Genomic DNA, 18,858 nt, shown 5'->3' with positions numbered 1-18,858 from the left:
GTCGATCGGGTCACGAGTCGTGCCCGCGAGCTCGTTGACAACAACGCGCTCTTCGCGTGCCGCCTTGTTGAGCAAGCTCGACTTGCCCACGTTCGGTCGACCCAGCAGAGCTACACGACGGGGACCACCGAACTCTTGCTTCGCGACCGCCGACACTTCGGGCAGCACCGTCAGCACGTGGTCGAGCAAGTCAGCAACACCGCGACCGTGCAGAGCCGACACGGGCCAAGGCTGACCCAGGCCGAGGCCCCACAGGGCTGCAGCTTCGGGCTCTTGGCGCGCGTCATCCACTTTGTTGCCCGCGAGAATCACGGGCTTTTTCGAGCGCCGCAGCATCTTGACGACGAACTCGTCCGTCGCGGTCGGGCCGGTCATGGCGTCGACAACGAAGAGCACAGCATCCGCCAGATCGACAGCGACTTCGGCCTGAGCAGCGACCGAAGCGTTGATGCCCGAGGCGTCGGGCTCCCAACCTCCGGTGTCGACGAGCGTGAACTTGCGGTCGTTCCACTCGGCCTTGTACATGACGCGGTCGCGCGTCACGCCAGGAGTGTCTTCGACCACGGCCTCACGACGACCGATAATGCGGTTGACAAGTGCGCTCTTGCCGACGTTCGGCCGACCGACAATCGCGAGCACCGGCAGGGCCGGCATCGAGATGATGCCGTCTTCGCCGAGCTCGGCGCCTTCGAGAAGCTCGAGGTCGTCATCGTCGAGGTCATAGGCCGCAAGGCCCGCGATGAGAGCGTCGGCGCGCTTGGCCGCGAGGTCATCATCGAGTTCCGCAAGTCGCGCAGCAACGGCCTCGGCCGCTTCGGCATTCGCAAACTCGGGCGCGTCGAACTCGTCGCGTTCGGGGTTAACAGGGTTCTCGGTCATGGGATCCTCCCACTTGTTCCACCGCCCGCAGGCGGCGTGTGTTTCGCACGCGAACCGAGTTTCAGGCTCCCGCACGCACAAGGTCGATGAGCGCCTGCACCGTTTGCTCGAAGTCGAGATCGGTGGAGTCGAGAGTCGTGACTCCCTCGGCGGCGTTCATAAAGTCGACCACGCGGGAATCTTGGGCATCCCGCGAGGCCAGCTGCTGCGCGGTCGCCTCGGTCGACACGGCGCTCAGCTCCGCCGACCTTCTAGCCAGTCTAGCCTCTGGGCTGGCCGTGAGCAGAACGCGCACCGCAGCATCCGGGGCCACGACCGTCGTGATGTCGCGCCCCTCGACGATCACACCCGGCTCAGACGCCTGGGCGACGAGCGACCGGAAGAGTGCCGTCAGCCCCGCGCGCACCTCGGGCACACGCGCCACAGCACTCACGACGGCCGTCACGCGCGGCTCGCGGATGTCGGGCGTGATGTCTTCGCCGCCCACACGCACGAAGTAGTGATCGGGCTGCATGCCGATCGCGTAATCAAAGTCGGCGACGCGCTCAGCGACGGCCGCAGCATCCTCAACGTCAACGCCCTCATCGAGGCAGTGCCACGCCAGTGCACGATACGCGGCCCCCGTGTCGAGGTAGGCGAAGCCCAGTCGACGTGCCGCCTCACGACTCACACTCGACTTGCCGCTGCCGGCAGGGCCGTCAACGGCCACGATCGTGTCACTCATGGGGGTCCTTTCAGGGATGGTTCGGGATGCTCAGCTCGCGCCCGCGATGCGCCACCCGCGCACCGAGAGCTCGTCGATCAGGCGCTGTTCGACATCGGGCAAGACCGAGACTTCGGCAAAGCCGATGGGCGCACCGGGCGAGTGCTCGAGCCGCAGGTCTTCCATGTTGATGCCCAGTTCACCAATCTCGGTGAGCAGCCGCGCGAGTTGGCCGGGTGTGTCGTCGATCATCACGACGAGCTGAGCGAAGCGACGGTCGTCACCGTGCTTACCCGGAATCCGCGCGACTCCCGCGTTGCCCGCCGCGATGAGGTCGGCGAGGGCACGGCGCGAGCCGGGGGCTTCGGGGTCGGCGAGGGCGGTGAGCAGAGCATCCACGTCATCGCGCACTCCGCGCAGAATCTCGGCGACGGGTTCGGCATTCGCCGACAGAATCTGCACCCACAGCCCGGGGTCACTCGCGGCGATGCGCGTCACATCGCGCACGCCCTGACCCGCGAGACCGACTGCGCTGTTCGAGGCCGTGCGCAGTCGCGCGGCCATCGCGCTCGCGAGGAGCTGCGGAACATGGCTGATCATCGCGACCGAACGATCGTGCTCGTCGACGGTCATCTCAATCGGCACAGCACCCACGTCAAGAATGAGGTCTTCGATGGCGCCCGCACGACGGTAGCTGATGCCATCGTGGCCCGCGAGCACCCACGGCCGACCGAGAAACAGGTCGGCGCGCGCCGAAATGGGCCCACCACGCTCGCGCCCGGCCATGGGGTGAGAGCCGAGGTAGCGGGTCACATCAGCGCCGAGCTCGTGCAACTCAGCGAGCACGCTGGCCTTCACACTCGCCACATCCGTGACGATGGCCTCGGGATGCTCAGCCAGAGCCTGCGCGACGGTCGCCGCCGTGACATCCGGCGGCACGGCCACCACCACGAGGCCGGGTCGGTCGTCGGGGCGCGGAGCGCGACCCGCGCCATAGTCCACCGCGAGCCGCACGGCGGTCGGCGATGCATCGGCGAGCGTGACGTCGACGCCCTTCTCGCTGAGGGCGAGCGCGATGCTCGTGCCGAGCAATCCCGCACCAATGATGTGCACCTGCTCAGTGAGGCGGCGATCAGTCATGAGTCGGCTCCCTCGTCGGCTGCGGGGCCGACGTTCGCGTGCTGCCGGGCGATCGTGAGCAACGCACCGCGTTCGGCATCCGTCAGTTCACGGGTCTGACCCGAGGCGAGCGTGCCGAGGTGCAGGGGTCCGAACTGACGGCGAACGAGCTCAACAACCGGATGGCCGACCGCGGCCATCATGCGCCGCACGATGCGATTGCGACCGGAGTGCAGGGTGAGTTCGACCATCGAGTGACCCTGGCTCGGCGCTCCGAGCACGCGCACGCTGTCGACCGCGATCGGGCCGTCGTCGAGTTCGATGCCCTCCTTGAGTTTGCGAAGGGTGGAGGCCTGAACGGAGCCCGTGACTTTCGCGATGTAGGTCTTCTCGACGCCATAGCGCGGGTGCGCGAGCACGTTGGCGAGCGGGCCGTCGTTGGTGAGCAAGAGCAGCCCACTCGTCTCGCCGTCGAGACGACCGACGTTGAAGAGTCGCTCGTCGTAGTCGCGCGTGAACTCGCGCAAGTCGCGCCGCCCGTTCTCGTCGGCCATCGAACTGACGACGCCGGTGGGCTTGTTGAGCATGATGTAGCGCTTGGTGGTGTCGAGTTGCACGGCGACGCCGTCGACCGCCACCTGGTCGATCGCCGGCTCGACGCGCGAGCCGAGCTCGGTGACGACCTTTCCGTTGACCGACACTCGCCCGGCCACGATCAGGTTTTCGCAGACGCGGCGACTCGCGACGCCCGCCGCAGCGAGCACTTTCTGCAGCCGCTCGCTCGTGGGCGAATCGCCCGCTCGCTGGTTGCTCGACAGGTCGCCCCCCGACCAGTCGATCACGACATCGGGCACGAGGTCGCGGTCGCGCCGCCCGTCGCGACGCATAGGCTCATCGCGCCGCGACCCGCCCGGCCGTGAACCCGACCCAGAACCACGCTTATCGGACATCGTCAAACCCTTCGCTGCCGTCATCGAGCAACGGAGAAATCTTGGGCAACTCATCAAGCGAGTTGATGCCCAACTGCACAAGAAGCAGATCGGTGGTCTCGTAGTGAATCGCGCCCGTCTCACTGTCGGTGAATGCCTCGGTGATGAGTCCGCGACCGAGCAAGGTGCGCACAACCGAGTCAACGTTGACCGCGCGAATCGACGCGATCGCCCCACGACTAATTGGCTGCTTGTAGGCAATGACCGCAAGCGTCTCGAGCGCCGCTTGCGAGAGCTTCGACGGGTTCTGGGTGTGCACGAAGTCGCGCACCACGGCGTCGAGCTCGCTGCGCACGTAGATGCGCCAGCCTCCCCCGACCTCGCGCAACTCAAAACCACGACGTGGTCCACCCGCAGCCCCGTCGTAGTCGGCCACGAGTTCGGCGATCGCCGCACGAACGGCCTTCACGGGCCGACCCACAGCACTCGCGAGACCGACAACACTCTGCGGCTCGTCGACAACCATGAGGATCGCTTCGAGGGCGCGAGCCACATCGATGTGATCCGGGATGCCCGCCGCGGGCGCTGCATCCGTCATCTGTTCGTCACTCATCGCGCTCTCACTGCCCATAGTCGTTTCCGAGGTTCACGAGGTTCTCGTCGGTCCAGTTTTCGGCCGTCCAGCGCACCGTGAGTTCACCGAGCGGTTCGAGCTGTTCAAAGCCGACCGCCGCGTTTCGATAGAGCTCGAGCAGGGCAAGAAAGCGCGCCACAATGACACCCTTGCCCTCGGCACCCGCAATGAGTTGCCGAAACGTCACGGGCTCGCCCTGCCGCAGCATGGCGACGACGTGCGCGGCTTGCTCGCGAATCGACACGAGCGGAGCGTGCAAGTGGTCAAGCCCGACCACGGGAATCTCTTTCGGGGTGAGCGCGAGCAACGCCAGAGCCGCGAAGTTGTCGGCGCTGAGCGTCCACTTGAGCTCGGGGGTCGTCTCGCGGTACTGGTCTTCGAGTCGCACCGACCGTACGTGACGCTCGGCCTCTTCGGCCATGCTGCGGGCGAACCACGCCGAGACCTCTTTGAAGGCGCGGTACTGCAACAGTCGCGCAAAGAGAAGGTCGCGCGCTTCGAGCAGCGCCACGTCTTCGGCATCGACAAGTTCGCCTTGCGGCAACAAGCTCGCGATCTTGAGGTCGAGCAGCGTCACGGCGACGACCAGAAACTCGCTCGCCTGGTCGAGCGCATCGGTCGAGCCGTTGTGTTCCATCGCGCGCAAGTAGGCCAAGAACTCGTCGGTCACGACGCTCAAGCTCACTTCGGTGATGTCGAGCTCGCGCTTGGTGATGAGGCTCAGCAGCAGGTCGAACGGGCCGTCGAAATCGTCGAGCGTGACGTGAAAGCCAGCGGCAAGGGCATCCGGTTCGATCACTGCGGTGGTGGCCCCCCGCGCGACCGCCGCCGACTCGCTCGATGCCGCCGAACCCGCTGTCGGCTCAGGCGACCTGGCCACGCGCGATCAGCTCTCGAGCCAATTGGCGATACGCACCGGCCGCCGGCGAATCGGGTGCGAAGCTCGTGATGGGGGCACCGGCAACCGACGCATCCGGAAACTTCACGGTGCGACCAATGACCGTCTCGAGCACCTTGTCGTCAAACACTTCAACCACACGCTCGAGAACTTCACGGCTGTGCAGAGTGCGAGCGTCATACATCGTGGCGAGAATGCCGTCGAGTTGCACCGCTGGGTTGAGGCGGTCACGCACCTTGTCGATCGTCTCGACGAGCAAGGCCACACCGCGCAAGGCGAAGTACTCACACTCGAGGGGAATCAGCACACCGTGCGCGGCGGTCAACGCATTCACGGTGAGCAAGCCCAGGCTCGGCTGACAGTCGATGAGAATGACGTCGTAGTCGTCGACGATGGGCTTGAGCACGCGCGCCAAAATGTGTTCGCGAGCAACCTCATTGACGAGGTGCACTTCAGCGGCGCTCAAATCGATGTTCGCCGGAATCAGGTAGAGATTCTTGGTCGCCGTTGCTTGCACGGCCTTGCGGGCATCGGTTTCGCGACCGAGAAGCAGGTCGTAGACCGTCGGCACATCGTGGCTGTGCATGCCCAGACCCGCCGAGAGTGCGCCCTGCGGGTCGAAGTCGATCACGAGCACCTTGCGGCCATAGTCGGCGAGCGCCGCACCCAGGCTGATGGTCGTCGTCGTCTTGCCGACGCCACCCTTTTGGTTGCACAGCGCAATGATGCGAGCGGGGCCGTGGCTCGTGAGCACGGGCGGCTCGGCAAACTCGCGCAACGGGCGCCCGGTGGGGCCCGCCATCAGCTCAGAGAAGCCCGCAAGCTCCGCTCCGCTGGTGTTGTCGCCGCTCATGCCCCCAGTCTAGTGACCGGCCAGCCTCCCGCCGAGGCGTCTCTGTCGCGACCACCGGTGCACATCGTTGACTGACGCCAATGGAGCATCGCAGCGACGACGAACTCGCGCGCATCGCCTACGGACGCGCGACCGACGAGCACGGTCGACAGCGGGCGACGGATGCCGCGCTCGAGCTCGACCGACGCCGGCGCGCCCGGCTCGCCCGCGAGGTGTCCACGGCCAACGACGCCGCCGCCGCGGCTATTGGCGCCGCGGCCAACGGCGCGACCGACGACGACGCGAGTTCCGATGACGCCACGGCCAACGATGCGTCCGCAGCCGACATCACCCCGCACCGCCTGCACCGCCTCCGCCGACCGTCCCTGCGGCTGACACTCGGCGTCGCGGCTGCTGTCTGTGCCCTGCTCGTGATCGGCGTTACGGCCCAACTGCTCACACCCCGACCGTCTCTCGAGATCTTCGACAAACCAGCCACGGCTGATGACGAGGCAATCGCCACTCGGCTCGCGATCTTCGATTCCGAGGCACAGGTGCGCACCGTGGCGGTCGATGGCGAGTCGACCTTCTTCGCCGCACTCTCGACCGTCGACGAGATCACGCGCGTGTGCGTGGGCATCGTCGAGTTCGACGCGCTCACGCTCGTGCAGTGCCTGCCGGTCGAGCAATTTCTCGAGAGCGGAATGCGCAACGAGATTCCGTTCTCACCCCAGACAGGTGGCCTGCGCATCGGCGATGGCTATCGCTACTCCTGGGGGCCAACGGGCCCGTTCGAGGTCGAACAGCTTGCCCCCAGCGAGTGAGGGGCTCTGGACGAGCGCGCACGCTCGAGGTCACGACGACGGCGTGGTGAGCATCCCGTCAATCAAGCGACGGATGCCCCACCGAAACTGCTCGGTCGTGTTGTACCGCGCCACGATGTCGGCAGTCTGCGCCGTGAGCGGTACCCCGCTCGCGTCAACGTGCTCGAGCGCGGCCCGACGTTCGACCGCGAGAGCCTCTTCTCGTTCGGGGTCGCCCGTGCCGCCGTCGGCCGCCTCGAGCATGACGGTGCCGAGCACATAGACCTGGAGCGAATACGATGCCCGCGCCGCGTCGTCGAGTGAGTAGCCCGCATCAACAACGGTGCGCAACAACGCTTCGTTGAGCAACAGCGAGTGCGGGCCGTCGATGGGCCCCGTCATGATGAGCGCAGCGCCACCCGGATGCCCCAGCAGCGTGCGCCGCATCTCCACGGCGAACTGCTCCAGACGGTCAGCGGGCGACAGCGTCGTGGTTTCCAGGGCACTGAGGTCGATCGCGGCCATCACACGCTCGACCATGCCCCGCAGCAGGTCGGCGCGATCAGCAACGTAGGTGTAGAGCGCGTTGGGACTCACCCCGAGCGCACTCGCGACACGACGAATCGATAGCGCGTCGAAGCCGTGCTCGGCGACCACGGCAAAGGCCGCGTCGAGCACGGCGCTCTCGCTCAATCGACGCGCGGGTCCGGGGGTGGCCACGACTGCTCCTTGCTCTCGATCACTTCACACTGTACAGTAACGAGCGTCCTCGATTCTGTACAGCGTGCAGAGTTATCGCGCGAAAGGCTTCCCTCATGACCGACCTCCATGTCATCTTCGGTACCGGCCCCGTCGCTCGCGCCACCATGCACGCGTTGCTCCGGCGCGACCTCCGCGTGCGCATGGTCAACCGCTCGGGGCGGTTTCCGGGTGGCGACGCCCCCACGGGGGTCGAGGTGCTCGCGGGTGATGCGCGCGACACCGAGTTCGCACGGGGGGCTGCGGCGGGAGCATCCGTCGTCTACCAGTGCCTCAACCCTGAGTACCACGAGTGGACCGAACTCTTTCCGGCCCTGCAGAACGGCGTACTCGCCGCGGCCGAGTCCAACGACGCCCTTCTCGTGAGCATGGAGAACGTTTACGGCTACGGTCGCCCGAACGGCGCGCCCCTCACCGAACAGTCACCCCTCGCCGCACACACTCGCAAGGGGCGACTGCGCAACAACATGGCCGAGCAACTTCGTCTCGCGCACGAGAGCGGACGCGTGCGCGTGGCCACCGGTCGCGCGTCTGACTACTACGGACCCGGGGGTGGCATGGCCTCGCCCATGGGTGACCTCGTCTTCGAGGGCGTGCTCGCCGGCGGTACTGCGCGCCTCTACGGCTCGCCCGACGTCAAGCACTCGTACACGTTCATTCCCGACATTGGCGAAGGTCTCGCGGTGCTCGGCACCGACCCGCGTGCGATCGGCCGCGTCTGGCACCTGCCCAATGATCCGGCGGTGCAGACCTCGCGCCAGATGGCCCAGACGGCGTTCCGGCTCGCCGGAACCACGGGTCGCATCGCCGGCACGCCAACCTGGATCTTCCGCCTGCTCGGCCTGCGCGATCGCACGATTCGCGAGGTCGTCGAAATGGCGTACGAGTTCGAGACTGACTTCATTGTCGACAGTTCGGCCATCGCAACCGAACTCGGCGTGCACGCGACCCCCATCGACGAAGCGTTGGCGATCACGCTCGACTCATATCGCTGAGCGAGCCTTCTGGCTACAGCGCGCGCGGGTGTGCCGTTGCCCAGGCCTCACGGACGGCATCGGCTGTCACGAGCGTGTAGAGCTGCGTCGTCGCGACGCTCGCATGGCCCAGCAGTTCTTGCACGACCCGAACATCGGCGCCGCCTTCGAGCAAGTGGGTCGCGAATGAGTGCCGCAGGGTGTGCGGTGAGAGCTCGGCGGTGAGGGATGCCCGGGCCGCAGCATCCCGAATGATCAACCACACGCTCTGCCGTGACAACCGGGCTCCCCGCGCTCCGAGAAAGAGCGCGGGCGTCGACGCACCGCGGGGTGCGAGCAGGGGCCGAGCGCGCACAAGGTACGCCTCGAGTGCTTCGCGTGCATAGCGCCCGAGGGGCACAATGCGCTGCTTGCGACCCTTGCCAAACAGTCGCACGGCATCGCCGACCGCGACCCCCACCGTCGAGCCGCTCGCGCTGATGACGTCATCGACGGCGAGGTCAACGGCTTCGCTCACGCGCGCACCCGTGGCGTAGAGCAACTCGAGCAGAGCGCGATCACGCAGCGCGATCGGGTCGTCGCCGCTGCACGCGTCAAGCAGCCGCTCGACCTCGTCGATCGAGATGGCCTTCGGCAAACGCTTGACCTGTTTCGGGGGGCGTTGCTCTGCCGCAACATCGCGCGCGACGATGCCGTCTTCCGCGAGAAAGCGATGCCATCCGCGCACGCTCGACAGCATGCGTGCGGCACTCGACGCGCTCACTCCGGCCAGCACCTCGCCGTCATCGCTCGGTCGCGGTTCGCGCACGGTCGCGACGAACGCCGACACGTCTGCCTCACCGATCTGCGCCGGTTCGTCGATGCCGCGCTCGACGAGGTGGTCAAGATAGCGTGCGAGATCACGCCGATAGGCGGCGACGGTGTTGACCGACCGTCCGCGTTCGAGCGCGATGTGACGAAGGTAGCGCTCGACCTCACGCGCGAGCGCGATCGGCGGCACGCGCTCCGGCGCGGGCGCGAGTGCGCGCCCGGGCTCGGGCCCCGAGCCCACCCGCGCGCCCTCGGCCACGAGTCAGCCCCGCGTGCGTCGAGCGTGCTCGGCCAGCACGGCGGCCTGGAAGATCGCGTTGTGCACACGCCCCGCGAGCACGGCATCGACGGCCGTGTCGAGCGCGACCCACCGCACGATGATGTCGGCCTCTTCGGAGTCCCGCGCAAAGACCTGGGATGCTGCCGTCAACCCCGTCGCCCGAAAAACGTGAATCACTTCGTCCGAGCCACCCGGCGACGTGTGCATCGTGATGAGCGGCTGCCAATCAGCGGCGACAAGATCGACCTCTTCGGCCAACTCGCGCTGTGCCGCCTCGAGGGGCGGCTCGCCGTCAACGTCGAGCAGGCCGGCGGGAATCTCCCAGTTGCGCATCTGCAGGGGGTGCCGATACTGCTGGATGCACAGCACGCGATCGTCGTCATCCACCGCGAGCACGGCCACCGCACCGGGGTGCTCGAGAAACTCCCGGGTGAGCGTGCCGTCGCCATAGGCGAAGCGTTCGCGGCGAATATCCCATACCGCTCCGGCAAAAGCCACGTCACTGTCGAGCACCTCGACGGCGTGAGACTCGTCGCTCAGGGGCGCTTCGGCCTCGTGTGCGTGTGGCTCAGTCACGCAGCCGACCCCGACTCGTCGTCGAAGAGCTTCGAGGCACGCTGGCGCTCGATCGCGGCATCTACGAGCCCCCGGAACAGCGGGTGCGCATTCGTCGGCCGCGACCGCAACTCAGGGTGTGCTTGCGTGGCCACATAGAAGGGGTGCACATCACGCGGCAACTCGACGTACTCAACGAGCGAGCCATCCGGGCTCGTGCCCGAGAAGACGAGGCCCGCGGCCGCAATCTGCTCGCGGTACGCGTTGTTCACTTCGTAGCGGTGACGGTGGCGCTCGTGTGAAACGGGAGCCCCATACAGTTCTTCGACGATCGAGCCGGGCGCGAGCGCAGCTTCATAAAGACCCAGACGCATCGTGCCGCCGAGGTCTCCCCCGGCGATGATGTCGACCTGTTCAGCCATCGTCGCGATGACCGGAAATTCGGTCTCGGGGTCGAATTCGGTGCTGGATGCGGTGGGCAAGTCGGCCGCGTTGCGCGCGTACTCAATGACCATGCACTGCAGGCCCAAGCACAGCCCGAGCACCGGAATGCGGTTTTCGCGCGCGAACCGCAGAGCGCCGAGTTTGCCCTCAATGCCGCGCACGCCAAAGCCGCCCGGCACACAGATGCCGTCGAGATCAGCGAGGTTCTTCGCTGCTCCCTCGGGGGTCTCGCACTCGTCGCTCGCGATCCACCGGATAAGCACCTTGGCCTGGTGCGCAAAGCCACCGGCGCGCAGTGCTTCTGTCACGCTCAAGTAAGCGTCGGGCAGGTCGATGTACTTGCCGACAAGGCCAATGGTGACCTCGCGTTTGGGCTCGTGCACGGCCGTGAGCAGGTCTTTCCAGCGATCCCACTGCACCTCGCCGGCGTGCAAGTCGAGCTGGTCGATGATGTAGCTGTCGAGGCCCTGGCTGTGCAGCATCGAAGGGATGTCGTAGATCGAGGGAACATCCACCGCGTTGACGACGGCGGCTTCGTCGACGTCGCACATGAGCGCAATCTTGCGCCGGTTGGCACTCGACACGGGCCGGTCGCTGCGCAGCACGAGAGCGTCGGGCTGAATACCGATTGAGCGCAGTGCGGCAACGGAGTGCTGCGTTGGCTTGGTCTTTTGCTCACCACTCGCGCCCATGAAGGGCACGAGGCTCACGTGCACGAAAAACACGTTGCGGCGGCTCAGCTCGTGGCGCACCTGGCGCGCGGCTTCGATGAACGGCTGCGACTCGATGTCGCCGACGGTGCCACCGATCTCGGTGATGATGACGTCGGGCTGCTGCTCATCTTGCGCCTGCAGTCGCATGCGCCGCTTGATCTCGTCGGTGATGTGCGGAATGACCTGCACGGTGTCGCCGAGATACTCGCCGCGGCGCTCACGTGCGATGACTTGCGAGTAGATCTGGCCGGTCGTGACGTTGGCGGCCTGGTTCAAGTTGATGTCGAGAAAACGCTCGTAGTGTCCGATGTCGAGGTCGGTCTCGGCACCGTCGTCGGTCACGAAGACCTCGCCGTGCTGGAACGGGTTCATCGTGCCCGGGTCGACGTTGAGATACGGGTCGAGCTTCTGCATGACGACGCGCAAGCCGCGCGCGGTCAGCAGATTGCCGAGACTGGCGGCAGTAAGGCCCTTACCCAGAGACGAGACGACACCTCCGGTCACGAAGATGTGCTTGGTGATTCGACCGGTCGAGCCCGAGTCAGAAGATGCCCTGTCTGAAGTGTCCGCCACGGGGTTCCATGCTATCCGACGTGACGCGCGCTCGTTCTCGACGCGCGGTGCGCCGTGAGCGTACAGTGTGCGCCATGCGCGCTCTCGCCCTCTCCCCCGACCTACGGATGCGGAGCCGCGGTCGATTCGCCCTCGCAGCCGTGCGGGCCACCGTCGTCGGGTCGCTCCTCGCGGCCATTGCCCTGAGCGCCGCAGGATGCGCGGGCCTCCCGGGATCGCCCGTGTCCGTCGCTGTTTCCGAAGCGCCGGGGTTTCCTCGAAACGCGCCCGTGAGTGAACCGCTGTTCGACGACAACTGGCGCGGCGAGCCCATCGCGTGGCTCGACGATGACCGCGAAACCATCACGGTCGTGAGCTACGGAAGCTCCACGTGCCCTCTCGTCGCGACAGCGATCACGGTGATTGACGACAGCACGGTCTCGATCGACCTGCGCCAAGCGCCCGCGCAAGCATGCACCGACGACCTCGCTCCCTACACGCACGTTCTCGCCGTGCCCGCGGGGTGGGGTCAAGGCGAGGGGCCCTACGCCGCCACTGTCACTCGAGCTCTCGATGCATTCGGTCCCACGGGATCAGTGCAGACGACCGCCCAGCTGTGGCCGTGGCCCGAGCCGCCGTCAATTGCTGTGCAGACCCTTTCCGGCCTCCCCGACGACATCATCCTGCCCGCGGACGCCCTCGACAAAGGTGCACCGCTCGCCTTCTGGGGACCCGGGCGCGCATCACTCAGGGTGATCACCTGGGGTAGCTCGAGTTGCCCTCCGCCCGCGCTCTCGCTCGACCTCACCTCGAGCACCGAACTGGCTCTCGTCTTCGGCGCGCTGCCGCCGCGTGCGTGTACCGCGGACTTTGCACCCACGACGCACGTCTTCGGCGTGCCCGACGGGCTCGACCCCGACACGGTGTTTCTCACGATCACGATCGAGCTGAGCGACGCTCCGCGCCTTCAGTTTCGGCTTCCGATCGCCGAGTAGCGAGCGGCAGCGCTAGCCGACGAGTTCGCGCGCGGTTTGCATGAGGTCGCGCGCGTGCGTGAGTCCTGACTCGCTGTCAGGCAACCCGCTCAACAGTCGCGCCATTTCGGCGATGCGCTCGTCACCGTGCAACTGCTGCACGCTCGAGGCCGTCACAGCGCCGTCACTGTCTTTCACGACACGCAAGTGATTCGTTGCAAATGCCGCGACTTGCGCGAGGTGGGTCACGACAATGACCTGTGCGGTCTGCGCGAGCCGCGCGAGGCGCCGCCCGATCTCGATAGCACTGGCACCACCCACCCCAGCGTCAACCTCGTCGAAGATAAACGTGGGCACGGGGTCGGTTGCGGCGATCACGACCTCGAGCGCGAGCATGACGCGCGAGAGCTCACCGCCTGACGCACCCCGCCCCAGCGGTCGCGGCTCGGCACCCGGATGCGGCTGCAGCAAGATCGCCACCGCATCACGACCACTCGCCGTGTACTCGTCGCGCTGCGTCACGTCCACCGTGATGCGCGCCGAACCCATCGCGAGGGCGGCGAGCTCGCCCGTGACGCGCTCCGACAGACGGATGCCCGCCACGCGCCGCAAATCGCTCAGCCGGTCGGCGAGCATCATGAGTCGGGCGCGATCAGCATCGACCTCGACACGCAATGACTCGATGCGATCGGTGTCGTGGTCAAGCTCCATGAGTCGACCGCTGCCCGAATCGAGATAGTCGATGACCTCGTCGAGAGTGGGGCCGTATTTGCGCATGAGGGTGGCCAGCTCAGCCCGGCGCTCTTGCACGGCCTCGAGCTCGCGCCCGCCATCACTGTCGAGCGAGGCGAGGTACGACGATAATTGGGTCGCGAGCTCGCCCACGACAAAGCCCGCGTTGGCGATGGCTTCGGCGATCGTGCCGAGTTCGGGGTCGTGGCCCGACACCCGGTCGATCGTGCGTCGGGCGCTGTCGAGCAGCGAGAGGGCATCCCGCGCCTCATCGAGGCTTTCGCTCGAAATGAGGTCGTGCGCTTGGGCAGCGGCGAGCCGAAGGTCTTCAATGTTCGTCAAGCGATCGGCGCGTTCCGTCAGTTCGGCGTCTTCACCGCGGCGGGGCGCCGCCGACTCAATCTCGGTCATGGCGAGCCGAAGGTCTTCTGCTTCTCGGGCGCGCCGATCGCGCTCGGCCACGAGCACATCGAGTTCGGCTTGCGCGTCGTTCCAACGACGAAAGACCTCTTGGTAGTCGCCGAGCACGCTCGCCAGTTCAGGGCCCGCAAAACGATCGAGCGCCTCGCGCTGGGCCGTCGCCGACTTCAGGCGAATTTGGTCGCTCTGACCATGCACCACAACGAGTTGCTGACCAATCTCGTTCAAGACACCGACAGGGGTCGAACGACCGCCGACCACGGCCCGCGATCGGCCCTCTTGCGAGATCGAGCGGCTGAGAATGAGGGCGCCGCCGTCGAGGTCTCCCCCGGCATCGCGAACCCGATCAGCGACCGCACCATGCTCGTCAATGTGCCAATGGCCTTCGACGAGCGCCTGGCCCGACCCCGAACGGATCGCTCCGGTATCGGCCCGGTCACCGAGCAGCAGGCCGAGGGCGGTGACCACCATCGTCTTGCCGGCACCGGTCTCGCCCGTGAGCGCGGTGAAGCCCGGACCCAACGGCAATCGCGCTTCGCCGATCACACCGAGATGACGGATAGAGATCTCTTCGATCACGCGCCGCGGCCTTCCTCGTCGATGGGTCCCCGCCACCCGTGCACGGGCAGGGCAAATTTGTTGACCAAGCGGTCGGTGAACGGACCGGGGTGAAGTCGCGCGAGCCGCACGGGAGTCGGCGAACGACGCGCGACAACTCGGGCTCCGCGCGGAAGATCGACGGCCCGACGGCCGTCACACCACAACACGCCGACTCCCTGGGTGCGATCGAGCACCTCGACCGCGAGCGAGCTATTGGGGCCCACGACGAGCGGGCGAGCAAAGAGGGCGTGCGCGCTGAGCGGCACGAGAAGCATTGCGTCGAGACTGGGCCACACGATTGGGCCCCCGGCGGAAAACGCATACGCCGTTGACCCCGTCGGTGTCGACATCACGACACCGTCGCAGCCGAAGCTCGACAGTGGACGGCCATCAACCTCGATGACAACTTCGAGCATGCGCTCGCGGCTCGCCTTCTCGACGGTCGCTTCATTGAGCGCCCACGTTTCGTAGATGACCTCGGTGCCGAGCTTGACGCGCACCGACAGAGTCATGCGCTCTTCAACCAGGTAGTCGCGGTCAAGGGCTCGAGCCACCGCCGACGCCAAGTCGTCACGTTCGCTCTCCGCCAGAAATCCGACGTGTCCCAAGTTGATTCCGAGCAGAGGCGCCGAACCGCCGCGCGCCAACTCCGCCGCCCGCAAGATCGTGCCGTCGCCCCCGAGCACAATCACGAGCTCAATTTCACCGACGGCAACGTCGGCGCCCAGAACGCGCAAATCGCCCGCGCCCGACGCTCCGCGCAAGTCGTCGAGAGACTCAGCGTCAACCACGGGCGTCACCCCGGCCGCCCGCAACAGGTGCACGACATCCACGGCGGCCGCCAACGACTCGGTCCGCCCTGTGTGGGCGACAACGAGAATGCATCGGGTGGTCACGGTTTCCCCTTCTCAGGGCTGTCGGTAGCGCGGTCTGGTGTGCGGAGGTCGGTGCGAACCGCGGTGTGGTCGCGGTTCGCGCCCACCGGCTCATTCGCGAGCTCAGTCGCTCGCGCTCTCCATTCTGTCGGATGCACCCCGACACCCGGCTCGAAGACCACCAGATACTCGTGGTTTCCACCGCTTCCGATAATCGGGGAGGAGAGCAGAGCGCTCGCGTGCAGACCCAGATCGCTCGCCGCCCACAGCACACCCATGATCGCGTCGTCGCGCACCGGTGCCGACTTCACGATGCCCTCCCGCACGCCCTGCCGCCCCGCCTCGAACTGCGGCTTGATCAGCAGAACCATGGGCACGTCGGCGCCGACCGTGGCCACAATCGCCGGCAGCACGAGAGTCAACGAAATGAAGCTGAGGTCGCCGACAACCAGATCGGGATGCTCGCTCACGCCGCTCACCAGCGCCAGTCGCTCGGCCGTGAGCGCGCGAGCGTTCTCGCCTTCCACCACCACAACGCGCGAGTCGGCGCGTATCTCTGGCGCGAGTTGTCCGTGCCCGACGTCGAGCGCAATCACCTGGCGGGCACCGCGCTCGAGCAAGACTTGCGTGAAGCCGCCCGTTGAGGCTCCGAGATCGAGCGCGAGCATCCCGCGCACATCGATCGCCGCCGCGTCGAGCCCCGCCATGAGCTTGAGCGCGGCGCGACTGACATAGCGGTCGTCACCATCGACGTCGATCACGTCGGTTTGCGAGACGGGATGCGCGGGCTTGACAATCGCGCGCGCATTGACCGTCACGCGTCCGGCTTCGATCGCCGCGCGCGCCACGGTGCGCGAGCGCACGAGCCCGCGCTCGACGAGCACGAGATCGAGTCGACGGGACGTCGCCGAGGTGCGCTCCGATCCGTCAGACTCGCCAGGCTCGACGCTCGGCACAGCAGACATCAGGCCGAACGGCCGGTGTCGCCGTCGGTCGCCTCAAGCTGGTTGCGCAGTTCGTCGTGCAGCTGGCGAAACGCCGCAGCGCGGTCACCGAGCGGGCGCTCGTCGATGAGCGCGAGGCGCGAGAGCAGCGCCTCGTCGGGCTCGGTCGAAAACTCGCCGTCGATCATGGCTATGACGATACCGCCAGCTGCATGAGCTGCTCGTCGACATCGAGACCGTAAATCTGCAAACCGGATGCGTAGATGACCGCCGCGCCAGCGCGCAAAAGGTTGAGCGAGTCGGATCCCGCGCGCGCAACGCGAACGACGTGCTGCTTCATGCGCACGACCGCCTGACCGACGGATGCGGTGCGCACGCCATCGGCGTCCACATCGATCTCAACCGCGGGGTAGGGCACAAAGAGTTCCCGCAAGTCGCCCAGAATGAAGTCGGGCTGCATCGTCGGGGGCGCGGCCAACACTTGCTTGGCACGGTCGATGCCCGTCAGCACAAGCGCCGTCGCGAGCCCGGCCCGCTTGCCGCCCATGATGTCGGTGTCGAGACGGTCGCCCACCACCAGGGGATTTGTTGCGCCGAAACGCTCACTGGCAACATCAAAGATCGCGGTTTCCGGTTTGCCAGCAAAAACGGGCAGTCGCCCCACGGCGAGGTGCACGGCCGAGACGAGCGTTCCGTTACCCGGCGCGATGCCTCGCGCAACGGGAATCGTCCAGTCGGTGTTCGTCGCGACCCAGGGAATTCCCGTGTGCAGCGCGAACGACGCCTCGGCCAAGTGCTCCCAGCCGACGTGCGGCGCAAATCCCTGGATGACCGCCGCCGGCTGGTCGTCAGCCGAGCGCGTCACGCGAAACCCTGCGGCCTCTACCTCGGTGACCAGCCCATCACCGCCGACAACGAGCACGAGCGCACCGGGATCAACGAGCGTCGCGAGGATGCGCACCGCCGCTTGAGGGCTCGTGACGACGTCGCTCGCCTCGACCGCGAGGCCAAACTCGCGCAAGTGCTCGGCAACCGACTCATCAGTGCGCGAGGCGTTGTTGGTGATGTAGCCCACGCGCACCGACTTCGCTGCGCGGGTAATGCTCTCCACCGCGTGCGGGATAGCACCGGGGCCGGCATACACGACTCCGTCGAGGTCGAGCAGCAGAGCATCCCGTGCCGTCAGCGGCGTGTTGTCCGACTTACTCGGGGCCACGTCGGCCTCGCTCTGATGGCGCACCTGCTGACGGTGTTGATGCTGCTCCTGCCGCCGCCGTGCCTTCCGCGAAGCCTGACCCCTCGGGATCGCCCCCGGGAGCGCCTTCGACAGCGCCCCAAACATCGTCGTCGAGCTCGACAATCTCGATCGTCTCGTCGCCCGGCTCCCGGTCGGCGGACTCGAGCGCCTCGGCGGCGAGATCGGCTCGCCGAGCCCACTCATCGGCCTCATCAGTGCGCCCGAGCTCATCGAGCACGATCGCGTAGGCGTCAAACAATGCAGGGCTATAGCTAAAGGCCTTGGCAGGGTCGAGCTGCGGAATCTCGAGCTCCATCAACGCCTCGGCGGTCTGGCCGAGATCAAGTCGAGCACCCGACATAGCGATCGCCAGTTCAACCCGAGTCGGAACACTCAACGTTCGCCGGTCAACCGAGCGGCCAAGCTCAAGAGCTTTCTCGGGCCGGCCCAGTCCGCGTTCGCAGTCGACCATGAGAGGCAACTGTTCGTTCGAGCCCGAGATACGGCGGTAGGTGCGCAGCTCGCGCAGCGCAAGAGCAAAGTCGCCCGTTGCGTAGGCCGTGATCGCGAGCGTCTCGCGGGTCAAGGCAATGCGACCAGCGCGTCTAGCGGCCGCCTGAGCGTGCCGATGCGCGAGCGGCGCATCCTCGTCTATGAGCATGCCCGCCATGACCAGGTGCTGCGCGACGCGGTCAGCGTTCTCTTTCGCCAGCGTCTTGAGCTCGTTGCGGGCGATACGGTCAAGCTCCTTGCCCGTGATCGTTTCGGGGATGACCGGGTCATCGTGCCTCGGACGGTCGTTGTCGCCCTCCGGACGGTTCGGTCGCTCGGGCCGACCCGCACCCGCGGGGCGCGGACCGCGGTACCCCGTTCCGGCGCCCTCACGGCGCGGGCCGCTCGACGCTCCATCGCGCCTCGGCGCACCCTCGCGGCGCTGGCTGCTTGAAGCGCCCTCGCGCTTCGGTGCCCCATCCCGACGGGCGGCGCCATCGCGTGCGGGCACGCCATCGCGCTTCGACGCACCACCACTGCGGGGTGCACCGTCACGCTTCGATGCGGTGTCGCGGCGCGGGGCACCATCTCGATTCGGAGCACCGTCTCGCTGAGGGGCTCCGTCTCGTTTCGGCGCACCACCACTGCGGGGCGCACCATCGCGCTTCGGCGCACCGCTGCGCGGGGCGCGGTCGTCGCG

Annotated in this window: 19 protein-coding genes and 1 pseudogene; 3 read left to right on the top strand and 17 right to left on the bottom strand. The window is 66.8% G+C overall.

Features of this window, described 5'->3' with window-relative positions:
* From SFU54_RS03175 to SFU54_RS03145, 7 genes are all read right to left on the bottom strand, one after another.
* Positions 1–879, bottom strand: an 879-nt coding sequence (locus SFU54_RS03175; RefSeq protein ID WP_319014864.1) for a GTPase, incomplete at its 3' end; no start/stop codon positions are given.
* 61 nt (positions 880–940) lie between these two features.
* Positions 941–1,603, bottom strand: a complete 663-nt coding sequence (gene cmk / locus SFU54_RS03170) for a (d)CMP kinase (RefSeq protein WP_319014863.1) — start codon at positions 1,601–1,603, stop codon at positions 941–943.
* Between the two features lie 30 nt (positions 1,604–1,633).
* A complete protein-coding gene (locus tag SFU54_RS03165) occupies positions 1,634–2,722 on the bottom strand; it encodes a prephenate dehydrogenase (RefSeq protein ID WP_319014862.1) in 1,089 nt (362 codons plus the stop codon).
* Positions 2,719–3,588 (bottom strand): pseudouridine synthase, encoded by an 870-nt coding sequence (locus SFU54_RS03160; RefSeq protein WP_319014861.1) that lies wholly within the window; start codon positions 3,586–3,588, stop codon positions 2,719–2,721. Before SFU54_RS03160 ends, SFU54_RS03165 begins: the two co-directional genes overlap by 4 nt.
* 52 nt (positions 3,589–3,640) lie before the next feature.
* The gene (gene scpB, locus SFU54_RS03155) at positions 3,641–4,228 is read right to left on the bottom strand and encodes an SMC-Scp complex subunit ScpB (protein ID WP_413466550.1); all 588 of its coding nucleotides are present in this window, start codon (positions 4,226–4,228) and stop codon (positions 3,641–3,643) included.
* Positions 4,229–4,250: 22 nt separating this feature from the next.
* Positions 4,251–5,063, bottom strand: a complete 813-nt coding sequence (locus SFU54_RS03150) for a ScpA family protein (protein ID WP_319014867.1) — start codon at positions 5,061–5,063, stop codon at positions 4,251–4,253.
* 64 nt (positions 5,064–5,127) lie between these two features.
* The gene (locus SFU54_RS03145) at positions 5,128–6,015 is read right to left on the bottom strand and encodes a ParA family protein (protein WP_319014859.1); all 888 of its coding nucleotides are present in this window, start codon (positions 6,013–6,015) and stop codon (positions 5,128–5,130) included.
* A gap of 80 nt (positions 6,016–6,095) precedes the next feature.
* Here SFU54_RS03145 and SFU54_RS03140 point away from each other — a divergent pair, with 80 nt between their 5' ends.
* Positions 6,096–6,818 (top strand): hypothetical protein, encoded by a 723-nt coding sequence (locus SFU54_RS03140; protein WP_319014858.1) that lies wholly within the window; start codon positions 6,096–6,098, stop codon positions 6,816–6,818.
* 30 nt (positions 6,819–6,848) lie between these two features.
* Here SFU54_RS03140 and SFU54_RS03135 read toward each other — a convergent pair whose 3' ends face one another.
* Entirely contained in the window at positions 6,849–7,517 is a 669-nt protein-coding gene (locus SFU54_RS03135) for a TetR/AcrR family transcriptional regulator (protein ID WP_319014857.1), read from the bottom strand.
* Positions 7,518–7,612: 95 nt separating this feature from the next.
* On the opposite strand from SFU54_RS03135, the gene SFU54_RS03130 reads away from it, so the two are divergent.
* The gene (locus SFU54_RS03130) at positions 7,613–8,551 is read left to right on the top strand and encodes a hypothetical protein (RefSeq protein ID WP_319014856.1); all 939 of its coding nucleotides are present in this window, start codon (positions 7,613–7,615) and stop codon (positions 8,549–8,551) included.
* Positions 8,552–8,564: 13 nt separating this feature from the next.
* Here SFU54_RS03130 and SFU54_RS03125 read toward each other — a convergent pair whose 3' ends face one another.
* The 3 genes from SFU54_RS03125 to SFU54_RS03115 all read right to left on the bottom strand — a co-directional run bounded on the left by SFU54_RS03125 (position 8,565) and on the right by SFU54_RS03115 (position 11,905).
* Complete coding sequence (locus SFU54_RS03125; protein ID WP_319014866.1) at positions 8,565–9,521, bottom strand: site-specific tyrosine recombinase XerD; 957 nt, start codon at positions 9,519–9,521, stop codon at positions 8,565–8,567.
* Positions 9,522–9,602: 81 nt separating this feature from the next.
* A complete protein-coding gene (locus tag SFU54_RS03120) occupies positions 9,603–10,196 on the bottom strand; it encodes an NUDIX hydrolase (protein ID WP_319014855.1) in 594 nt (197 codons plus the stop codon).
* Positions 10,193–11,905, bottom strand: a complete 1,713-nt coding sequence (locus tag SFU54_RS03115; protein ID WP_319014854.1) for a CTP synthase — start codon at positions 11,903–11,905, stop codon at positions 10,193–10,195. Before SFU54_RS03115 ends, SFU54_RS03120 begins: the two co-directional genes overlap by 4 nt.
* Positions 11,906–11,979: 74 nt before the next feature.
* Here SFU54_RS03115 and SFU54_RS03110 point away from each other — a divergent pair, with 74 nt between their 5' ends.
* Positions 11,980–12,879 (top strand): hypothetical protein, encoded by a 900-nt coding sequence (locus tag SFU54_RS03110; RefSeq protein ID WP_319014853.1) that lies wholly within the window; start codon positions 11,980–11,982, stop codon positions 12,877–12,879.
* Positions 12,880–12,891: 12 nt separating this feature from the next.
* Here the strand turns inward: SFU54_RS03110 and recN are convergent, their stop codons facing one another.
* From recN to SFU54_RS03080, 6 genes and pseudogenes are all read right to left on the bottom strand, one after another.
* Positions 12,892–14,589 (bottom strand): DNA repair protein RecN, encoded by a 1,698-nt coding sequence (gene recN / locus SFU54_RS03105; RefSeq protein WP_319014852.1) that lies wholly within the window; start codon positions 14,587–14,589, stop codon positions 12,892–12,894.
* On the bottom strand, positions 14,586–15,506 hold the full coding sequence (locus tag SFU54_RS03100; protein ID WP_319014851.1) for an NAD kinase: 921 nt from the start codon (positions 15,504–15,506) through the stop codon (positions 14,586–14,588). The genes recN and SFU54_RS03100 overlap by 4 nt, the downstream gene beginning before the upstream one ends.
* On the bottom strand, positions 15,503–16,450 hold the full coding sequence (locus SFU54_RS03095; RefSeq protein WP_319014850.1) for a TlyA family RNA methyltransferase: 948 nt from the start codon (positions 16,448–16,450) through the stop codon (positions 15,503–15,505). The genes SFU54_RS03100 and SFU54_RS03095 overlap by 4 nt, the downstream gene beginning before the upstream one ends.
* Positions 16,450–16,617, bottom strand: a complete 168-nt coding sequence (locus SFU54_RS03090) for a hypothetical protein (RefSeq protein WP_319014849.1) — start codon at positions 16,615–16,617, stop codon at positions 16,450–16,452. Before SFU54_RS03090 ends, SFU54_RS03095 begins: the two co-directional genes overlap by 1 nt.
* A 2-nt stretch (positions 16,618–16,619) precedes the next feature.
* Entirely contained in the window at positions 16,620–17,669 is a 1,050-nt protein-coding gene (locus SFU54_RS03085) for an HAD-IIA family hydrolase (protein WP_413466549.1), read from the bottom strand.
* A pseudogene (locus SFU54_RS03080) lies at positions 17,632–18,858 on the bottom strand (hypothetical protein); the annotation flags it as partial. The gene SFU54_RS03085 and the pseudogene SFU54_RS03080, both read right to left, overlap by 38 nt.

It is taken from the genome of Microcella sp. (assembly GCF_033763155.1).
Lineage (GTDB): Bacteria > Actinomycetota > Actinomycetes > Actinomycetales > Microbacteriaceae > Microcella.
Note: the sequence above shows the minus strand (reverse complement) of the source record. Positions and strands in the feature narration are given on the sequence as shown.